General features: G+C 70.1%; 16 protein-coding genes and 1 pseudogene. 8 read left to right on the top strand and 9 right to left on the bottom strand.

What is annotated here, in order from left to right; translation table 11 throughout:
- Positions 1–487: RICIN domain-containing protein (locus BM242_RS27120; protein ID WP_139238469.1), on the bottom strand; the 487-nt coding region annotated here is incomplete at its 3' end.
- Positions 488–896: 409 nt separating this feature from the next.
- Here BM242_RS27120 and BM242_RS27115 point away from each other — a divergent pair.
- Positions 897–3,002 carry a GmrSD restriction endonuclease domain-containing protein gene (locus tag BM242_RS27115; protein ID WP_093841596.1) on the top strand — a complete coding sequence of 702 codons (2,106 nt, stop codon included), beginning with the start codon at positions 897–899 and terminating at the stop codon, positions 3,000–3,002.
- 19 nt (positions 3,003–3,021) lie between these two features.
- On the opposite strand, the gene BM242_RS27110 is transcribed toward BM242_RS27115, so the two are convergent.
- The 4 genes from BM242_RS27110 to drmA all read right to left on the bottom strand — a co-directional run bounded on the left by BM242_RS27110 (position 3,022) and on the right by drmA (position 11,840).
- Positions 3,022–5,196 (bottom strand): UvrD-helicase domain-containing protein, encoded by a 2,175-nt coding sequence (locus BM242_RS27110; protein WP_093841595.1) that lies wholly within the window; start codon positions 5,194–5,196, stop codon positions 3,022–3,024.
- 73 nt (positions 5,197–5,269) lie between these two features.
- Positions 5,270–6,055: a DISARM system phospholipase D-like protein DrmC gene (drmC, locus tag BM242_RS27105; RefSeq protein WP_093841594.1), complete on the bottom strand. Its 786-nt coding sequence runs from the start codon at positions 6,053–6,055 to the stop codon at positions 5,270–5,272.
- Between the two features lie 17 nt (positions 6,056–6,072).
- A complete protein-coding gene (gene drmB, locus BM242_RS27100) occupies positions 6,073–8,007 on the bottom strand; it encodes a DUF1998 domain-containing protein (protein WP_093841593.1) in 1,935 nt (644 codons plus the stop codon).
- Positions 8,004–11,840 (bottom strand): DISARM system helicase DrmA, encoded by a 3,837-nt coding sequence (gene drmA, locus BM242_RS27095; protein WP_093841592.1) that lies wholly within the window; start codon positions 11,838–11,840, stop codon positions 8,004–8,006. Before drmA ends, drmB begins: the two co-directional genes overlap by 4 nt.
- 220 nt (positions 11,841–12,060) lie before the next feature.
- Here drmA and BM242_RS27090 point away from each other — a divergent pair, with 220 nt between their 5' ends.
- Entirely contained in the window at positions 12,061–12,594 is a 534-nt protein-coding gene (locus BM242_RS27090; RefSeq protein ID WP_093841591.1) for a hypothetical protein, read from the top strand.
- 83 nt (positions 12,595–12,677) lie between these two features.
- Here BM242_RS27090 and BM242_RS27085 read toward each other — a convergent pair whose 3' ends face one another.
- On the bottom strand, positions 12,678–13,712 hold the full coding sequence (locus tag BM242_RS27085; protein ID WP_342747012.1) for a transcriptional regulator: 1,035 nt from the start codon (positions 13,710–13,712) through the stop codon (positions 12,678–12,680).
- Between the two features lie 57 nt (positions 13,713–13,769).
- Positions 13,770–13,994 (bottom strand): annotated as a pseudogene (locus BM242_RS31075) (helix-turn-helix domain-containing protein); the annotation flags it as partial.
- A gap of 215 nt (positions 13,995–14,209) precedes the next feature.
- Here BM242_RS31075 and BM242_RS29915 point away from each other — a divergent pair.
- From BM242_RS29915 to BM242_RS27070, 3 genes are read left to right on the top strand one after another with little or no spacing between them, the layout of a single operon-like run.
- Complete coding sequence (locus BM242_RS29915; protein ID WP_093841589.1) at positions 14,210–15,208, top strand: Gfo/Idh/MocA family protein; 999 nt, start codon at positions 14,210–14,212, stop codon at positions 15,206–15,208.
- The gene (locus BM242_RS27075; protein WP_093841588.1) at positions 15,205–16,461 is read left to right on the top strand and encodes a DegT/DnrJ/EryC1/StrS family aminotransferase; all 1,257 of its coding nucleotides are present in this window, start codon (positions 15,205–15,207) and stop codon (positions 16,459–16,461) included. Before BM242_RS29915 ends, BM242_RS27075 begins: the two co-directional genes overlap by 4 nt.
- Entirely contained in the window at positions 16,458–16,913 is a 456-nt protein-coding gene (locus BM242_RS27070; RefSeq protein WP_093841587.1) for an NUDIX hydrolase, read from the top strand. Before BM242_RS27075 ends, BM242_RS27070 begins: the two co-directional genes overlap by 4 nt.
- Before the next feature lie 51 nt (positions 16,914–16,964).
- On the opposite strand, the gene BM242_RS27065 is transcribed toward BM242_RS27070, so the two are convergent.
- Positions 16,965–17,231, bottom strand: coding sequence for a GntR family transcriptional regulator (locus BM242_RS27065; protein ID WP_093841586.1), 267 nt, complete (start codon positions 17,229–17,231; stop codon positions 16,965–16,967).
- A 319-nt stretch (positions 17,232–17,550) separates the two neighbouring features.
- On the opposite strand from BM242_RS27065, the gene BM242_RS27060 reads away from it, so the two are divergent.
- Together BM242_RS27060 and BM242_RS27055 are read left to right on the top strand one after the other, a co-directional pair.
- On the top strand, positions 17,551–17,754 hold the full coding sequence (locus tag BM242_RS27060; RefSeq protein WP_093841585.1) for a hypothetical protein: 204 nt from the start codon (positions 17,551–17,553) through the stop codon (positions 17,752–17,754).
- A 56-nt stretch (positions 17,755–17,810) separates the two neighbouring features.
- Positions 17,811–18,287 (top strand): hypothetical protein, encoded by a 477-nt coding sequence (locus BM242_RS27055; protein WP_139238468.1) that lies wholly within the window; start codon positions 17,811–17,813, stop codon positions 18,285–18,287.
- Between the two features lie 136 nt (positions 18,288–18,423).
- Here BM242_RS27055 and BM242_RS27050 read toward each other — a convergent pair whose 3' ends face one another.
- A complete protein-coding gene (locus BM242_RS27050) occupies positions 18,424–19,275 on the bottom strand; it encodes a tyrosine-type recombinase/integrase (RefSeq protein ID WP_093841583.1) in 852 nt (283 codons plus the stop codon).
- A gap of 202 nt (positions 19,276–19,477) precedes the next feature.
- Between BM242_RS27050 and BM242_RS27045 the strand changes: the two genes are divergently transcribed.
- Positions 19,478–19,720: hypothetical protein (locus BM242_RS27045; RefSeq protein WP_245834562.1), on the top strand; the 243-nt coding region annotated here is incomplete at its 3' end.

Raw genomic sequence — 19,720 nt, 5'->3', positions numbered from 1 at the left:
CCCGGGCCCCGTCGTCGGTGGACCACTCCCAGACCTCCAGCGCCTTGCCGCTGTTGCGGTTGATCAGCTGGATATGGCCGGCGTCGGTGTCCTCGATGCGGAACTGCTGGTTGGTGCCGTTGTGGTCGGTCCACTGGATGACCTCGGCGCCGTCGGCGGTGGAGAAGTCGCGGAGGTCCAGCACCTTGCCGCTGTGCCGGGACTTCAGCCGGTACCAGCCGCCGCCGGAGTCCACGAACTGCCACTGCTGCCAGGCGCCGTCGTTGCGCGCCCACTGCACGATCGGTGCGCCGTCCTCGGTGGCCAGGTCGTAGACGTCCAGCGCCTTGCCGCTGTGCCGGTTGACCAGCACATACCAGGCGCCGGTGTCGATGGTGGCGGCCGCCGCCCGCGGCGCGGGCAGGGCGACGAGCAGTACCGCGGCCAGGGCACCGGCCAGTAATGCGGCCAGCGCTCCCCGGGGGATGCGAAGGGTGTGCAGAGTCATGACGGCTCCCGTGCGGGCGGGCGTCGTCCACGCCCGCCCCTCGGACGGATGAATTCACTTCCCGGGCGTTCCGCTTCATAGCGGACAACTATGAAGAGATCAACAGATTCAGTGCAAACGCCATTTGTTAGCGATAACACTCCACGTACTGAAAACTTATCGGCGTGGCATGCTCCTGTCAATGCACTGGGTGGGGCGAGGTGCCTGGTCACTCCCCGAGGCAGGGGAGCCACCTGCCATGCTGAGCCGGGCGTGTCACCGCCCCCACGTCGGCCCTTTCGCCGGTCCGGCCCGGCGTATCCGTCGACAGTCAGTGCACGCCCTGGCACGATACGCTGCCGAAAAACCGTCAGATTGCCCACAGTTGGCTCACGGCAACGGCCGGACCTGGAGAGGACGCGGCACACACATGGCCCAGGCGCGCTACAAGAACACCAGCTACCCCGTCTCCCGGCTGGTCGAGGACATCCAACGCGGCGAGATCGCCCTGCCTGACTTGCAGCGGCCCTATGTGTGGCCGGCAGCCAAGGCCCGGGACCTCTTCGATTCCATGTACAAGGGCTTCCCGGTGGGCTATCTGCTGTTCTGGGAGACGGGTGCGGATGTCGGAGCTCGGCAGATCGGCACCGGGGACGGCCGGCAAGTTGCCCGGCACCTCATTGTCGATGGACAGCAGCGGCTCACCTCCCTCTACGCAGTCATGACCGGCGCCTCCGTGACGCGTGAGGATTATTCGACCGGGCGCATCCGCCTCGCCTTCCGGCCCGCCGATGCCACCTTCGCCGTCACCGATGCCGCGGTGGAACAAGACCCCGAGTACCTGCCCGACATCAGCGAACTGTGGAAGCCCGAAAACCGGAAGCGCACCGTGCGTGCCTTCCTCCGCCGGCTCGGCGAGAAGCGTGAGTTGGACGACGACGAGCGGGATCAGCTGGACACCGCCCTCGACCGGGTCTATGAGCTCGCGGGCTACACCTTCCGCGTGGTGGAGCTGGCCGGCTCCATGAGCGAGGACGAAGTCGCCGAGATCTTCGTCCGCATCAACAGCAAGGGTGTCGCACTCAACCAGGCGGATTTCATCCTGACGCTGATGTCGGTGTTCTGGGAGAAAGGGCGCCGGGAACTGGAGGACTTCTGCCGCGCGGCCCGCGAGCCCTCGAACCTGGCCGGTCCGCCGTCCCCGTTCAACTGGTTCATCCAGCCCCACCCCTCCCAACTGCTGCGGGTCACCACCACCGTGGCACTGCGGCGGGCCGTGCTGAAACATGTCTACACAGCGCTTCGCGGCCGGTCTCTGGAGACGGGCAAGCCCGATCCCGCCCGCCGGGAAGAGCAGTTCGCCAAGCTTCAGAAGGCCCAGCGGGATGTCCTCGACCTCACCCACTGGCACGAATTTCTCCAGTGCCTGGAACGGGCCGGCTTCCGCGGCACCCGGATGATCTCGGCGGAGAACGCCGTCCTCTACAGCTATGTGCTCTGGCTGATCGGCCGTGTCGAACACCGGGTCCCCATCGACCGCCTGCGCGAGGTCATCGCCCGGTGGTTCTTCATGGCCCACATGACCGGCCGCTACTCCGGATCGTTCGAGAGCCGGATGGAGCACGACCTCACGCGCCTCACCTCCGCCGCACAGGACGGCCGCGGATTTGCCGCCACCTTGGACAAAATCATCGATGACACCCTCAGCCGGGACTTCTGGGAGATCACCCTGCCCAACGAGCTGGACAGCTCGGCCGCCAAGTCACCTGCACTGATGGCCTACATCGCCGCGCTCAACATCCTGGACGCCGACGCCCTGCTGTCCACCGCCAAGGTCCGCAGCCGGCTCGATCCCGCCCTGATGCTCAAGAAAGGCATCGAGCGGCACCATCTCTTCCCCCGCAACTACCTCAAGGGGCAGGGCATCAAGGAGAACACCCGCATCAACCAGATCGCCAACATGGCCCTGGTCGAGTGGAGCGACAACATCGCGATCTCCGACACCCCGCCCGCCGAGTACTGGCCCCGGCAACTGGCCCGCAGGAACCTTGCCGGGGACCGCCTGGAGCGGCAGCGCCACTGGCACGCGCTGCCGCCGGGCTGGGAGCACATGCCCTACGCGGAGTTCCTGGCCGCGCGGCGGACTCTGATGGCCGCCGTGGTCCGCGACGCGTTCCGGGCCCTGAGCGACCGCGATTATCGTCCCGTGTATCCGCAACCCGGTACCCCGGCCGCCGCCACGTCCACCGCGAGCGGTGGTGCCGGCGCATGGGTGGCTCTCTCCGACCTTCTGGCCAGCGGGCTGCTGGCGCCGGGTACCCCGGTGGTACCCCGGCAGGGCGTCTACGAGGCCACCGGTGAGATCGACGCGGAGGGGAACATCGTGCTCGACGGGGAGCGGTACGACTCACCTTCTGGGGCGGCGCGCGCACTGGGCTCCTCCGCCAATGGCTGGACTTTCTGGCGGGTCCGAACCCGGGAGGGCCTGCAGCCGTTGGACGACCTGCGCCAGGAGTACCGCGCCCGCCTCCGGTGACCCGCACTCCGGCGGCCGGTCAGTGACGCGGGGCGGGCCGGTCCGTGACAGATGCCAGGAACGGGCTCGGGGCGCCGTGCCAGGAGACGCGCAGTGCCTCCCGGGCCCGGGTGCATGCCACGAACAGCAGGCTCAGCTCGGTGTGCAGATCCTCCTGGTGCTGCCGGGGGTCCACCTCGGCCGGGGTGAGGGCGGCAGTCATCGGCACCGTGCCGTCGTTCACCCCGGCGACGGCGACGCAGCGGAACTCCAGCCCTTTCATCCGGTGCATGGTGGCGATCCGCACCCCGGGCTCGGTCCGCCCGCTGCCCAGTACGCACACCGGCACACCGGCCCGTTGCAGCGCGCCGGCGATGTCCCGCCCGAGCTGGAGGAACCGTACGGCCACTCCGATGTCCTCCGCCTCCACACCCGACGTGATCCACTCCCGGACCCGGTGCACGAGCGCCTCGATCTCCGCCGCCCTGGTGGCGTACCCGCTTGCCTCCGGCCGCTCCCCGTACAGCGAGGAGCGGTAGCCGGTCAGCGTCTCCGCCCCGCCGTCCATGTCCTCGGCGCCCTCACCGGTCAGCAGAGCTGCCGACCAGGACAGAATCTCCTGCGTGGTGCGGTAATTGATGCGCAGCCGGTGTGAGCGCCCGGTCACCCGGATGCCGAGCGACCGCAGTGAGACCCGGTTGCCGTAGATCCGCTGGAAGGTGTCCCCGGCAAGAAACAGATCGTCCCTGCCCGGGGCGGCCAGGGCGCGGAGAAACCGCCACTGCGCGGGGTGCAGATCCTGCGCCTCGTCCACCACCACATGCCGGAACGGGCGCCTCTGCCGGCCGCCGTCCAGAATGCGGGCGGCCTCCGCGCACACCTGGAGGAAGGTCCACTCCCCGGACCGGCGCAGCTGCTCCTCGAACGTGGAGACGGCCCGCCACACCTGAAGGCGCCGCAGTGGCGACAGCGCCGTACCGCGCCCGGCCCGCGATGCCTTGAGATACTCCTCCGGGGAGGTCAGTGCCTGCGCCAGCACGACCTGACGCCACTCCTGGTCGAGGAAGACGTCCGGGAAGCCGGCCCCCACCTGCCGCGCGATGCGCGCCCAGCGGCCCAGGATTTCCCGCTGGTCGAAGACCAGCTTCAGCGGGGCCCCACCGCGGTCCGCCCGGACGATCTCATTGGCCAGCGCGTCGACGTTGACCACCCGCACCTTGGCCCGGACGGCCGGGTCCGTGACCAGCAGCGCAAGGCAGCGTTCCAGCTCGGCGGCGAGGTCCTTGGTGTACGTGGTGAGCAGCACGCACCCGTCCGGGCTGCCGGCGGGCAGCTCCCGTGCCAGGTGGTACGCCCGGTGCAGCGCGACCACCGTCTTGCCCGTGCCCGGCCCGCCCGTGACCCGGGCCGGCCCCGCGTAGCCGTCCTGGTACGCCACCCGGTACTGGCTCGGGTGCAGGAAGATGCGCCAGGCGTCGAAGGGCCGCTGAAGGATGTCCTGCAGTTCGTCGGTCCCCGACACCAGCGCCACCCGGCCGCGCGCCCGTGCCATCGCCGACCCCAGCTCGTCGCCCTCGGTGGCCCCCGTGTCCGCGCCCGTGACCGGCGGCGCCGTCCGTGCGTACGCCTGGACCAGCTCCCGGTCGATCTCCTCCGGCGACATGCCCGTCGCCAGCCCGAGGAGCACGTCGTACTGCTGCTCCGGCAGCACCTTGTGCAGCGCCTCCAGATGGGTCTCGTCCGGGACCAGGCGGATGATCGGCAGGATTTCCTCGTCCACGCCGAGGGCGCGCAGAACCTTGTCCGGATACTCCGACACCGGGAAGAGCCGTGCCGGCTCCTCGGCCGCCCGGGCTCTCAGCCCGGCCGTCGCCCGCTCCAGGGCGATGTCGTTGCGGATTTCGATGCCCTGGGTCGCCTCGTTCACCGAGGCCCGGTGTTTGGCTGCCCAGTCGTTCGCCTTGTTGTGGGGGAGGACCTTCAGCAGCAGATAGCTGTCGCCCGTCTCGGCCTTGAGGACCACGCCCCGCCAGAAGTCGTTGATCCGGATGGTACGCAGCCGGGGATCGCGCTGATTCGTCAGCTTCTCCAGGTGCAGCCCGGTATGCGTGGCCGCCGTGAATTTCTCGAAGACCTCGAAGACCCGCTTCTGCACGGACTTCTCCAGCCCTGCGAACTCCATCAGGAAGTCCCGGTGCATCCCCAGCGTCGCCATCCCCGTCCCTCCCGGCCGGGCTGATTGAAGCGATGATCACCCTACTGGTCGACTCCGCCCCGGGTGTGGTGGTTCACGGCTTCGGTCCCTCGGCGGGTCCCGGCCATCGGACCAGCACCCCCCGGCGCTGAAGTTCCCGTATGTGGTCCGCCATGCGTCCCGGCATGGGGCCGCCCTTGAGCAGTATCCCCGCCTCGACATTCCGCTCCGCCCCTGCTGCCGTGAGGTTGGCACTGCTCAGGAACAGGACCCGGTCGTCGGCCACGGCAACCTTGGCATGCATGCGGCTGCCCGGCGCAGGCCGCATGGCGCTCGGCCAGTGCCACAGCCGTAGCCCGGGCACACCCGAGAACGCCTCGGACGGTTCTCTCCCCGCGAGCAGCCCGGCAGCGCCTTCGAGCGTCTCCACGACGATGTCCACCGTCACCCCCCGGGCCGTCGCATCGGCCAGTGACGCGGTCAGGGGAGGATAAGCGCGGGCCGAATAAGTCATGGCCACGAAACGGTGCTCGGCGGCCCGGACCACCTCTGTCAGCACCCGTGCGGTGGCGCGGACCGGTGTCCCGGGCGTGGCGGGCCCGCTCCACACCGTTCGGGCCTCCGCGGTCTCTCCGCGGCGGGCCCAGGCCACGGCGTAGCCCCGCAGATACGCCGCTGCCTCCGGCAGCGGCACACCGTCCGCCGTGATGGCGGCCAGCAGCGCCGAGACGCTCTCCAGCGCGGCCGGTGTCTGGAGCCTGCCCAGGACGTACGCGGGGGAGCGGCCCTGACTCAGCAGCGTGGCCACGGCCTTCGTCCGCGTGGCGCCGAGCGAGGCGGCGGCAGCGGCGACCGTTGCCTCGAAACGTTTCCGGCTCATCTCACATTGCCATCCGCTCACCCGAAGCGCGGTATCAGCGCCAGCGGTTCGGCGTCGCCCGCCAGCGGGGTGATGAACCGCCGGTCCAGGAAACGGTTGCCGCGTTCACATGTGGTCTCGGAGACGAACAGGCAGGCGTGGCAGGCAGCACCATGGAGGAAATCCTCCGGAGCCTGTGGGAGCCGCTCGCCGCACAGCGGATCGGAGGAACACCGACCCGCCTGATGCAGCGCCGTCCGCACGATCCTGGTCAGCCGGTTCTCCCCGGTGGCCGGGTCCTGGTCGGCCAGGGACAGCAGGCCGCCCAGCGTGCCTTCCGCGTCCGGGACGGCCGTGTAGATGAGGATGCCGGTCCGACGCTCGCCGTCGTCACCGGCGTAGATCCGCTCGGCCAGGCTTGCCGCGTTGTAGCCGCATTCCATGGCGATGGTGCGGATGAGCAGATGGGAGAGCGTGTGCAGCGCGATGTACCGGCCACCCGGCCAGCCCTGCATCGGGTCGAAGTCCCCCTTGAGCCGCTCCGACCTGCGGTGCTCGCGGAACCGGGCGAACGCCGCGGCGTGCGCGGCAAGTGCCTTGCTGGACGCCACCCGCTGCTCCCACTGTGCGACCAACACCTCGTCCACCCGCAGGAACAGGCCCTCGCCCCGCACCTCGCTCGCCGGCACCCAGCCGCGCTCGCGGCGCCCCAGATCCACCCGCATGACCTGGGCGGGGTTCTCCGGGTCGGGGGCGTCGAGCCGGGTGAAGCCGGTCAGCGCCCGGACCTCGCGCAGCCGCTCCACCTGCCGCACCTGGGCGAAGACGGAGGTCAGCGGCTCGCCCGGCGAGGTGTCCACCAGGGCGAAATCCTCGGTCGGATCAGGGGCCTTCGCGGCGGACAGCACCTGCCACTCCGGGGTCAGCAGATCGGGACGGGCCGGCGGCTGCTCGTCCTTGTCACCGTCACCACCGGACAGCGCGGCGCGGTAGGCGCGGATCGCCTGCCACACCTGCCCGGGTTCGTAGTCGCGCAGATAGCGGTGATGCTTCGACTTCCTGGCGAACATGGCGATCTCCGCCTCGTTCTCGAAGTCCTCCAGGTCCGGCCAGCGGTCCTCGACGAGCTTGCGCAGCGAGTCGGTACCGGTGTCGGGCAGCGCCAGTGCGCTCAGCGTCACCGGGAACCACTGATTGGAGGCACCGACGACCAGCAGGTAGGGCTGCTGGTCGCAGGTCTCGTAGACGCCGTCGAAGTGCGGATGCCGGCCCCGGCAGCGCGGCAGGCCGGCGCGGCCTTTGTCACCCAGGACATGGCGGATGTTGCGCCGGGCCTTCTTGCACACCAGGCATTCGAGGGTGACATTCGCCGCGACATTGCCGCCGTGATCGCGCATCCGCAGAGTGGGGTAGGTGGTGTCGGGGCAGGCCCGGCCCTCGTGGACGTACTCGGTGTACGGGAACTCGTCGAGGTGCCCATTGAGGCAGGCGAGCGCGAACCGCGCGGCCACCGCGAGCGGCTTGTGGCCCCTCCGCTTCCGGGGGCAGTTCTCGTGGAAGAAGCGCGCCTCGTGGGGGCGGCGGGGGTTGTGGTTCTCGAAGCCCCATTTGCCGGAGCCGAGCGAGGCCAGTTCGTTGCACGCGGTGCAGCGCAGCCACTGCGGGAAGGGGGACACAGGTACCCCCACCCGTGCCGCGTGGCCCTTCGGATCGGTGTCGGTGCCCGGAATCCACGGTGCGCGGCGCAGCTCCGTCACCTGGTCCGAGCCATAGCGTCCCAGCGCCCGGTTGACGGCCCGCCGCAGCCGAGGTTCCTCGATCAACTGGTCGGGCACACCCGCGTAGTTCCAGTGGTCCAGGCCCTTCACCATGACGGAGAAATTCGGCAGATCGACCAGGGCGCCGACTCCGCCGGTGAACATCAGGTGGCTCGGCCGCACCGCGCCCACCCGTCTGAAATAACCGCCGCTCATGACCCCTGCCCCCTGGTCGTGTTGTCGCCGTCTCCGCCGGTGTCCGGCAGAGCACCGGACGCGTTGCCGCCCGCCCCTTCCGTGCCGTCACCGTCGCCGTCCTCCGCAGGTGGCCCGAACTCCCAGTCCGGGCCGGCCGGGGCGGTCAGCACCGTGTCGCCGGGGAGCAGCATGTTGATCTCGTTCTCCGTCTCCCGCATCGACTGCGGAACGGTGAGCACATCCCATCCGTTGCCGTCCGCGTTGCGCAGCAGACCCAGCACCGTCTGCTTCTGCCGGGTCTGGCCCCGGTAGCCGAGCCTGCCCTGTTCGCTCTTCCTGGCCTGCCAGGCGTCGCGCAGGGCGTCGATGCGCTCGGCGAGATAACCACGGGCCCGGTCCCCGTCCACCGCCTCGGCCCGCGCCAGCAGCCGCCGCTCGGCCTCCCGCACCCGCGGGTCGTCCAGAACCACCCGCTCCGCGTCCGTGTTGCCGGAGAACTCGTCGCACGCGTGCCGGACGGCGGCGATGTAGGCGGCGGTGGTGCCCCGGTCGAGCGACCGCCGTGTGAACGGGGTCACCGACAGCGCCTCGACCTGTCGGTAGAACGTCGCGTGGTAGTGCTCGAAGTCCTCGAAATGGGCCAGATCCCGGGGCCGTGACCAGTTGTAGAGCGTGAGGACGATGCCGGGCCGCGCGGCGTCACGGCCGACCCGGGAGGACGCCTGGATGTACTCGGCCGTGTTCTTCGGCTGTCCGGTGACGACCATCAGGCCGAACCGGGACACATCCACACCCACCTGGAGCATCGACGTGGCCAGTACGTAGTCGACCGGTCTGCGCTCCAGCGGGACGGGGAAGACCCGCGGCTCGCGGGATCTGCCCGCGTCCCGCAGTTCGTCGATGATCGCGCGCTTGCGCACCGTGGTGTCGTACTCCGGGCTGAACCCGATCTCCAGCCGCTTCAGGGCGGCGCTGATGTCCGCGGACGACACCCGGGAGGTCAGTTCCTGGAGGTTCAGCATCTCGGTGTCGCGCAGCAGCCGGTCGGCGATGTCCTTGCGGCTCCGGTTGGCCCTCAGCCGGCTCGGCACGTCGTCGTCCAGGATCCGCCGCATACCCGCCAGTTCCTTGGTCGCATTGAAGTACCCGACCACGGTCATGTACGGATCGGCGGGGGCGCCGTAACGGTCGAACAGATGCTGTCCGGCCAGCAGCAGGATTTCCGCGACCCGGATCTCGGCGGCCTTCATCCGCACCCCATGGGCGCACACCCCGTAGTAGCGCCGTCCCGGGTTCTCGCGGCTGATCTCCACCTGCCGGGAGAAGAAGGTGTCACCCACATCGATCACCTGCGGCGGGAAGATCGCAAGGTCCCGGGCGAACACCCCCAGCACCTGGGCACGGGCATTGCGGGTAGTGGCCGTCGAAGCGACGATCTTCGGCCCGGTCTCCCGGAGCTGTCCGCGGGCGTCCCGCACCCGCCAGGTGCAGAGCTGATCGACGGCCGACTCGAACAGCCCCACCGTCGTGCCCAGCGCCCCCGAGATCAGGTGCAGCTCGTCCTGGATGATGAGATCCGGCGGGCGAAGCCGCCGCACCATCGGCCGGCTCGTCACGGCCCGGTACCGGCCCTTGGCGTTGTGTCGGGCCCCGCAGCCGATCTCCTCGTCGAGATCGTCGTGACGGTAACCGTGCCGCTCGCAGTGTGCGGTCACCCTTCCGAACAGCAGCCCCGCATAGCCGCGCCAGGGGAGCTGCGCCAGCTTGTCCACGGTCGCGATCAGCAGGCTCGGCACCAGCCGGTAGATCTCCTCGTCGACTGTCAGGATCGGCAGTCCCTCGCCGCGGGCGAGCATCCGGGAGAACGGGCACGGCTCCGCGTCCTCCCCGCGCGGGCAGTACACCAGGATGCGCCGCCGCACGTCGTCCGTCTCCAGATCCCGCCACGCCCGCAGCTCCTCACCGCACCACGGGCAGGTCAGCACCTGGAGCACGTTCACATGCCGCCCCGAGGCCGATTCCGTGGCCTCGGCTATCTGCTGCGCGGCATCCCCATACCAGTTCGGCGACACCCCGGAACCGACCCACAGCCCGATCCGGAACGGCGTGCCGCCCCAGACACTCTCCTCCTCCCGGCGCAGCACCTCGGCCGCGCACACCAGCGCGGAGGCCCGCTGGAACTGCTGCGCGGTCAGCAGCCGCAGCGTGTAGCGCATCAGCACGGCCACCCCGTCGCGCCCGTCCCGGGCGTCTTCACCCGCCCCGACGGCCTTCTGCAGCCTCCGGATGGCGAAGGTGTAGGCCGTCAAGCCCAGATATGCCTCCGTCTTGCCGCCACCGGTGGGGAAGAACAGCAGATCGACCGTGGCAGAGCTGTCCGCCCGGCGCTCCTTGTGGGCCGGATCGGTGAGCGAGCAGAGATTCAGCAGCACGAACGCCAACTGGAAGGGCCGCCAGCTCGCGCCCGCCGCACCACGGCCGGCGACCTCGGCGTACGCCGCCGCATACGGAGGCGGGCTCTCGCCGCCCCCGGCCCGCAGCGCGGCCGTCGCCGTGGCCCGCCGCTGCATGGCCATCGCCCGGTTTGCGAACCGGAACGCCCGCAGGGCGTCGCGGTCGGCGTGCAGCAGTTCGATGCCGAGGGCGATCCGGGCGCAGGCGTCGCGGGCCTCGTCCACCGCCCGCAGCGCGGTGGTCCGCAGCGGGCCGGGAAGCGAGTCCGCCTTGGCCGCCTGCTGTGCCAGCCAGCCGTCGTACCCGTCGGCCAGCGGCTGGAGTGCGGTGAGGAGCGCGTCGCGGTGCTCCCACACGGCGAGTTCGGCGAGCCGGTCCATGCTCAGTTCGAGCCCGGTGAGCAGGGGCTGCTGGGCGGTGGTCGGCGCGACGGTGGCAGGTACGTTCTTCACCGGCAGCCAGGCCGTCTCCAGCCGGAGCGCGCGGCGGCTCCCCGGCAACGGGGTGGCGTGCACGGCGACGTTCCGCCCGTGGGCGTGCTTCAGCTCGTCCCGGTACAGCAGCCGCAGATGCTGCTCCTCCGGGCTCTCGGGTATCCGGCCGGGCTCCTCCGACAGCGGGTCGTCGACCGGCAGGAAGACGCCGGCCTGTCCGTCGAACGAGGTCACCTCGAGCTTCGTCTGGAACAGCCACTGCCCGTCCCGCAGTTCGCGGGACTCCTCCAGGGCATTGATCAGGGACACATCGACGAAACGCAGATTGTCCGCACCGTCGACCGTGCCGGGACGCTCCCGCACATGCACCCTGAGCTGGACGCAGGGAGCGCCGGGGTCGTCATCCTCGCCTTCCAGAACGGTGCGGAAGGTGCCCCGGGTCCCGACCGCGATGTCCACATCGTGACGCACGGGCTCCCGCGACCACACGCGCACCGTCGAGCCGTCCTCGGCCTTGCTGTTGCTCTGCCGGTACCGGCCCCAGGACGCGACGACCCGCAGCACGCCGACATCGGCCGGCACCAGGAAGCTCAGGCCCATCGAGGACGCCCACAACCGGCCGGCCGCCTGGGGCGTAAGGCGCTCCGTACCCCCCGGATCGCGCGCATCGCCTTCCGCGACGACCTCGGCCTCCGCCAGCCCGGCCGCATCCCGCACCGGCTGCTCGGCGGGCAGCGGACGCGGCCCGAGGAGCCCGACGAGATAGCGCTCCCGGGGTCCTGCGCTGTGGGGCGGCAGCGCCTCGCTCTCGCCCGCCCAGGGGCCCAGCAGATCCCGCGAGATCAGATCGCCGAGCTCCTCCCGCACATCGTAGGAGGACCCGGCCAGAAAGGACTGGGGAACCTCCTCCAGCGGGTGCGGAACACCCGGCTCCGGCGCGGAGGCGTTCTGTGCAGGCGGCATGCGCGTTCCCCTCCCCGGGTGCCGACCGGCACCCGCGAACAAACAATAGGGCGCGGTCAACCGTCGGAGCGTGCTACGGCGAGCCGCGCACCGTACAGCATTACAGGTGTGTACTCGGTACACAAGTTCTCCGGTGGTGGGGAAGTGATTCCCCGTCACCGCAACGGCAGCGCCCGAGCGTGCGCCAGACTGTGGCCGCACACGTTCACCTGGAGGGGAATTGGACACCAGCAGCGAGTTCTCAGCCGCCAGAGCCGAATGGCGGGAGCAGGTGGCCCGGCAGTCGGGAGCCGAACAGGGTGACGAGACGCAGGGCGGCCCGGCCGTCCCGGGGGAGCGCTGGCAGTCCTTCGCCGCATATCTGCGTGCCACCCAGCGGGACAACGTCACCCGCGCCGCCCTCGGCCTGCTGGAACGCACGCCCGTGGCCCATCGACTGGGCGAACGCTCCCGGCGCCTCGCCGAGTACCTCGGACGGGCGCGCCACCTCCTCGCCCTCGCCACCGAGGCCGCAGCCGCGGAGCATGTCCGGCAACGGGCCGATGAACTGAGCGCAGGCGCGGGCGGCGGCCTGTGGTCGGACGTCTCCGCCGCGGCCGCCGGCTACGCCGCGCTGTGCGACCGAGTGCGCGACAGCCTCACCGCTCATGAGCGGGACCTCTTCAGCGCGGCACACCAGAACCCGCCACGGCAGCCCGGGCCGGATCCCGTCTACGACGGCGGCCTCTTCCAGCGCGACGACACGCTTTTCTGACTGCCCGACTCCTCCGGACCTCTTCCGTACCCCTCCGCACCGGAGACCGGACATCCTCCTGCCCCTGCCGCTCCGTCAGGAAGTCATGGCCGTTGCGGAACTCCACGCACCGCCGCCACCAGTTCCCGTACGCCGTCGGTGCGGGGGTGGCGTGCGGCGAGGGCGGAGACGATGCCGCGGATCGTGGGCCGGTCGCGGACCTCGGCCGGTGCCTCGCGGTGTGCGGCAAGCAGGGCATGCGCCGTCTGCTCCGGCCTGCCCCACTGCCACCAGGCCCGCGCCATGTCCGTGTGGAGGCGCCCGCGCCGTTCCGCGGTCGGCAGTTGCCGGGGATCAATCGCGCTGCCGGTGTGCACCGCGGTGCCCGCGTCACCGAGGGACCACAGGACACCGACCTTGTACAGTGCGACAGTCGCCGCAGTCACGGTGAACGCCGGCTGCCGGTCGGCAGGTGGCCCCAGCCGGGCGACGACCCGCTCGGCATCGTTGATCATCTCCAGGGCGCGGTCGCGGTCGTCCGCCTGTGCCGCGGTGTAGGCACATGTACACAGCATCTGCGCGTAGACCGCTGCTTCCGACGGCCCGGGCAGCCCGGTGGCCTCGACTCTCGCGGCAGCGTTGAGGGTGACCTGCCGGGCGGTGGCACCCCGGCCTTCGTGCCGCAGAACGATACTGAATGCCCGGGCGGAGGACGCCGCGGCCAGGGGTGAGCCGGACAGTTCGGAGAAGGTGTTGGACCGGTCCGCGGTGATCCGGGCGGCCGAGTAGTGGCCGACCTTGGACAGGGCCTCGGTCGCGAGGTCGTAGCAGGCGGCCAGCCGTACGTATGACTCCGCCTCACGGCCGGCGTTCTCGGCCTGCGCGTGCGCGAGGGCCAGCAGGCCGGGCAGCTCGGCGAAGAAGCGGCTGTGCCCTCCGGCGTCGAACAGCGTGCGGGCACGGCGGAAGTGTGCGAGCAGGTTGGCCGTGGTCGGCGCCGCCGGAGGGCCGGGGAGAACAGCAAGGGCTTCATCGACCCGGTGCAGAACGGGAGTGGTGACGCTGAGCCCAGCGGCCCGAAGCAGCAGCGCGCGTCGCCGCATCGGGTCCTCCTCGTCCGGGCTTGTGGTGGTGGCCACCCTAGTGCGTGGGGGCCCGGTGAATCCGAGAACGGCTCCCAGAGTCTCGGCGGGGATGGAGAGCGCGTCTGCGAAACGCCGCAGCGTCTCGACATCGCCGCCCGGCCGGTGACAGGTCTCCAGCCGGGACACAGTGGAGATGGAATAGCCTGCCGCGCTTCCGAGATCGGCCTGGCGCCATCCCCGCTGGAGACGGGCCCACCGGATCAGGCCCCCGACATCGCGAGCGGCGATGAACTCCTGTGCCCTGGACGATTCCCACTCCGGTGTCTGTGCGCGCATCGCAGCCCCCGCGCCGACAGAAACAGAACCTGCTCACGGTAGCCACGCGGAGACGCGGCGTCGAGACGATTTGCACGATGTGCAAATCACTCCCGGTGCCGGGGACAAGGCTCGCCACCTCCCCATGACCTGCGGTGACCTGGTCTGGCCGGAGCGAGTCCAGCACCCGGCGGACTGCCCGGCCCGGCCCCGAAAAGGGCTTCGAAGGAGGAGTGATGCACACGCTGAGAAGGGCCGCCGTGGTGGGTCTCGGTACGCAGGCCCTGGAAGACCATCTCCCGGGCGTGGCCGCCAGCCGGCTCGCGGAACTCGTGGCCGTCTGCGATACCGACCCCGGGCGGGTCGCCCCGGTGGAGTCCGCCCACCAGGTCCCCGGCTACACCGACCTGGAGCGTCTGCTCGCCGACGTCCGGCCGGACTTCGTGATCATCGCGGTGCCGCACCACGCCGGCCGCCGGATCACCGAGACCTGCGCCAAGGCAGGGGTCCACGTGATGAAGGAGAAGCCGTTCGCCACCGACCCCGCCGAGGCCGCCGATCTGGCAGTGCTCTGTCGCACGACTGGGATCGAACTGATGGTGACCGTGCAACGCCGCTTCCACCCCGTCTACCGGGCCGCACGGCAGATGCTGGAGCACGTCGGAGATCCGTACCTGCTGGAAGGCCGGTACACCTTCCGCTGCCCCGACCCCTCGGCCGGATGGCGCGGGCAGGCCGGACTCGCCGGCGGCGGCTGCCTGATCGACATGGGCTACCACCTCGTCGACCTGGTGATCTGGTACCTCGGTCTGCCGGACCGGATCCTCGCCCACACCTCCGCCACGGCGTCACCCGGCGCTTCGTACGACGCGGAGGACACCGCCCTGGTGCACCTCTCCTACGACTCCGGCCTCCACGGCTCACTACTGGTCTCCCGCTCGATCGGTCCCAAGGCCGAGCAACTCCGGGTCACCGGGCCGCAAGGAACGGTCGTGGTCGAACGCGGCCGGGCGAGCCGGCTCGACCCCGGTGGACGGCCGGTCGAGTCACTCACCCGGGAACCCGCCTGGCCGCGTGCCGCCACTGCCCAGATCGACCACTTCTGCCGTGTCCTGGACGGCCGCTGCCCCAACCCCTCCGGACCGGACGCCCATCTGCCGCACGCCGCCTTCCTCGGCGCCGCATACGCCTCCGCCACCACCGGCCGCCCCATGGACCCCAAGGAGTTCCTGTGACCCGCTCCCCGCTCGCCCTCCACGGTGGTCCGGCCGCCATCGCCCTCCCCGGGCCGCACTTCACCTGGCCGCCGATCGACGACCACGACCGCCGGGCGGTGGCCGCCCAACTGGAGTCGGGGGTGTCCATCCCCGACCGCTCCGGCATCATCGCCGACCTGGAGGACACCCTCGCCGCCTACCTGGGCGTCCGGCACGTGGTGACCACCTGCACCGGCACGGCCGCCCTGCACTCCCTGTACGCCGCGGCGCGTATCGGTCCCGGCGACGAGGTCATCGTCCCGGCGCTCACCTTCCACGCGACCGCCACCCCGCTGTTCCACCTCGGTGCCCGTCCGGTCCTCGCCGATGTCGACCGACGGGGGCACCTCGATCTGGACGCCGCCGCCCGCCGCATCACGCCCCGCACCCGGGGCATCGTCGCCGTCCACCTATGGGGCATTCCGGAGGACATGGACGCCCTGACGGCGTTCGCCGCGCAGCACGATCTGATGCTGTTCGAAGACGGTTCCCACGCCATGGGTGCGGCATGGGACGGCCGGCGCATCGGTTCCTTCGGCACGGCCGCCGCCTTCAGCCTCAACGGTCCCAAGCCGCTGTCGGCCGGTGAAGGCGGCTTCGTCGCCACCGACGACAGCGAGATCTATTACCGCGTGCTGCTGCACGGTCAGTACAACAAGCGCTGCCGCCGCGAGATCCCCGCCGGCCACCCGCTGGCCCGGTATGCGGTCACCGGCATGGGCCTGAAACTGCGCATCCACCCGTTGGCCGCGGCCCTCGCCCGAACCCAGCTCGTCCGGCTGGAAGGGCGGCTGACCGGCCGCCGGGACATCGCACGGCGCATGCTCACCGCCCTGCGGCAGGTTCCCGGAATCATCCTGCCGCACATTCCGCGGCAGGCTGCTCCGTCCTGGTACGCCCTGCCCCTGCGTTACGACGGGGAGGCGCTGGGTGGCCTGCCGCTGGAGCGGTTCCTCGCCGCTCTGCATGCCGAGGGAGCGACCGAGGCGGACCTGCCCGGTTCGACCCGCCCGCTGAACACTCACCCGCTCTTCCAAAACCCCGGGACACTGTTCCCCGGCTACGCTCACCGCCAGGACCCGCAAGCCGGGGACGTCCCCGTCGCCCGACAGATGCACGCGACGACACTTAAACTCCCCGTCTGGCACCGCGGACGTGACATCCCCCTCGCCGACGCATACACCTCGGCCCTCACCAAAGTGGCCCACCATGCCCAGGAGCTGATGTCGTGACCGTTCCCGTCGACACCGACCTCCTCGAAGCCCTCCAGCGGGCCGCCGACGGCGACGGCATCGCCAAGACCGTCGTCGGCGCCGTCATCACCCGCGAGGACGACCGCGTGCTGTTGCTGCACCGGCCCGCCGAGGACTACCCCGGCGGCCTGTGGGAGCTGCCCAGCGGAGGAGCCGAGCCCGGCGAGAGCCTCATCGACGCCCTTCGGCGGGAGGTCGAGGAGGAGACCGGCCTGCGGGTCTCGACGGTGACCGACTACCTCGGCCACTTCGACTACCTGTCCAGGAGCGGGAAGAAGACCCGGCAGTTCAACTTCGCCGTCACCGTCACCGGCCCCGAGGTGAAGCTGACCGAGCACGACGCCCACGAGTGGGCCGACCGCCCCGCCCAGCACAGGGCCTCCCCGGCCGTACAGACCGTACTGGCCACCTGGCACCACCGCGCGACCTGATCCCAAGGCCCACAGTCAACCTCCCGTGGGGGAGTGACAGCCCGGTTACGCCTATGACTCGTCTTCGGCCGACCCGGCGCCCGAACCCGGCGACCGGCGTTCGGCCACGAACGAGCCCATGCCAGTCGTCGTGACGATCAAGCCTTCCTCCCGTAGCGCGGCTGTCGCCTTTCGAACGGTCATGCGGGCAACCCGGAACTCGGCCTCCAGTCGTACTTCGCTGATGAGCGTGTGGGGTGGGTACTCCCCGGAGCTGATCCGCTCTCGGATCACGTCCCTGATCTGCTCCCATTTCGGCCGTGTCGGGTCGAATTCCATAGCGTGAATGTACGTACCGATGCAAAAGCGGGCATAGACGTTCCTATCTATGCCTATGGATAGACACCCATATACAGGCTCGCTACTCTCCACGCGACAGACCCCGGCGGGTGCTGGAGACACCCCCGGGGCGTGGCCGATCTGACAGGAGCAGACCGACATGCGAGAGCTTATTCGCTGGTGCCTCGATTGGGTGAAAGAACTGCTCGGGCCGGGTACGGGGCGGCGGCGGGCCGGCGCCAGCCCGCTGCGGCCGGTGGCTGCACGGAAGGTGCCGCCATGCCGTCCGTCTCCCGGACCGCGTCGGCGGGCGCTGTATGTGCCGTTCGGGTTGCCCGCCTCGCTGCTGCCGCAGCGGGCGGATCTCTTCGGGCCGCTGGACGGCGACGGAGTACGGATGATCCGCCCGTATGTGCTGCCCGCCGAGGTGCGGCGGGCAGTTCTCCGGGCGGCGCTGGACGGCATCGATGTGGACTCCCGCCGGATTCACGGCGCCGTACCTGTGGCCGGGGCTGCCCGGTGAAGGCGCGGGAGAACGGCGCCTGCGGGGCACGACGCGGCGGGTGGGAGGACGGGCCGGTGATCAGCCGCCACCGACTGCCGTGCGTGCTCCCGCCCGGCCACGACGACGAAGAGCACCGGGACGCGCTGGGCCGCACCTGGTCCGGCCGGTGCGGTGAATGCGGCAGCGAGCAGGAGGTGCACACCATCCTGGCCCAGCGTGAGTCAGGCCCGCTCTACCGGGAACTGTGCGGCCCGTGCCGGACCGACCCCAGGGCAGGAGCCTGCGTACGGTGCCAGGGCTGGACGCTCACGCCGGTGCTGGTACGGCACGTCGACCCCGGAAGTGGGCCGGTGTTCGGCCTGTACGCCTGCCCGCCATGCGCGGCAGCCCTGCGCGACGCGTCTCAGATCTGGCTCGCGCTGTTCGACCACACCACCAACTGCCCCGCCTGCCACTCGGAGGACGCCGACTGCCCCACCGCGCGGGAGTTGCGCGCAGCACACCGCACCACGAAGAGACGGGCAGCGGCCGGAGCGGGCCGCGACAGCTGACCCTTCGGTCCCCCCGCCCGGTGCCCCGTGGCGGGGGCGCCTGGTCGTCGGCCATTGGGCGGGACGACGGTCGCCCGTCGCTGCCGGGAGCTCCGGCGGGCGGCCACCCGAGAGCGATGCCGCTCGGTGGTGTTGGTCAGCTCTGAGCGGCCAACTGGCCACACAGGCACTTCTTTGCGGCCGTCTTCCGCTTCCTCCCCTTCGGCGCATCAGGGTCAGCGCCCGGAAGAGCATGCACGACGACATGCACGCGATCATCGGCGACGGCCGCATATCCCGCTGTCGTTGCTGGGGAGGCGTGGCGCATCAAGCGTTGAGTCATAAGCAGGTCTCTGCCGGAAGACCGGTAGACCATCGTCCCGAATCGGTGTCTGAGCTGGTGATATCGCATGCGGATGCCGAGCTTGGCCGCGATGTAGGCGACCGTACGGGAGACCGACTCGGGGCGCGTTCCGTCCCAGAAGCGGCCCTCGCGTGTCAGATCGAGGGCCTTCATGACGACAGGCGGCACAGGAACGGTGTCCGTGCGCCCGCCCTTGCCGGTCACGCGCAGTACCGCTGTGCCGTCGTCAAGAACGGAGAGATCTCGCCGAGAGAGCTTCGCCGTCTCATGCGCGCGGAGCCCACAGAAGGCCCCCAGCAGAACCCATGCCTTGGCGGCCCCACGTGCAGTGTCGGTGAGCCGGCTGAGCTCGTCCTCGGGCAGCGGATGCGGCGTTGACCTGGGCGCCGCTGGCTTGCGAATGCCTTGCGTGAGATCAGCGCCGAGCCACTTGCCGAAGGCTTGCAGGTGGTTCAGGTATGTCCTCCGCGACCAGGGACGCAGGGGACGTGCAGCGAAGTATGCGATGACGTGTTCGACCTTGAGCCGACTCGCGGCTACACCGGCGAATCGGGCGATGGCCTTGATGCAACGCACCCGGGCTCCGATGGTGTTAATCGAATATCCGTCCGCCCGCTGGGCTTGAGCAAACTTGTCGAGCGTCATGAGGGATTACTTGTGCCCAGAGGTTTGCCTTCTACCGCCACGCGCCGAACTTTGGCCTGATCTTCTCCTGAGCTGTCCGTGAGGAGTAGTGCGTAATCGATGCACTGCTCTCTGCAATCAGTTGCGACTGGTAGCCGGCTTTGCATCGGGTGGGCCCGAAGGTTGGGTAGACGAGAGACCCAAAGCGTTTATCGGCTCGTATGTGCTGGGCAAGGGGTTCATCCTCTCGCCCGATCAGGTCCGGGGTCTGATCGAGCGCGACCCCCGCAACAAGGACGTCCTCTTCCCCTACCTGAACGGTGAGGACCTCAACTCCCGGCCGGACTGCTCGGCGAGCAGGTGGGTGATCAACTTCCACGACTGGAGCGAGGAACGCGCCCGAAGTTACCCCGAAGTTTTCGCCATAGTCGAACGACTCGTCAAGCCCGAACGACTCAAGAACAAC

It is taken from the genome of Streptomyces aidingensis, from assembly GCF_900112355.1.
Classification (GTDB): domain Bacteria; phylum Actinomycetota; class Actinomycetes; order Streptomycetales; family Streptomycetaceae; genus Streptomyces; species Streptomyces aidingensis.
Note: the sequence above shows the minus strand (reverse complement) of the source record. Positions and strands in the feature narration are given on the sequence as shown.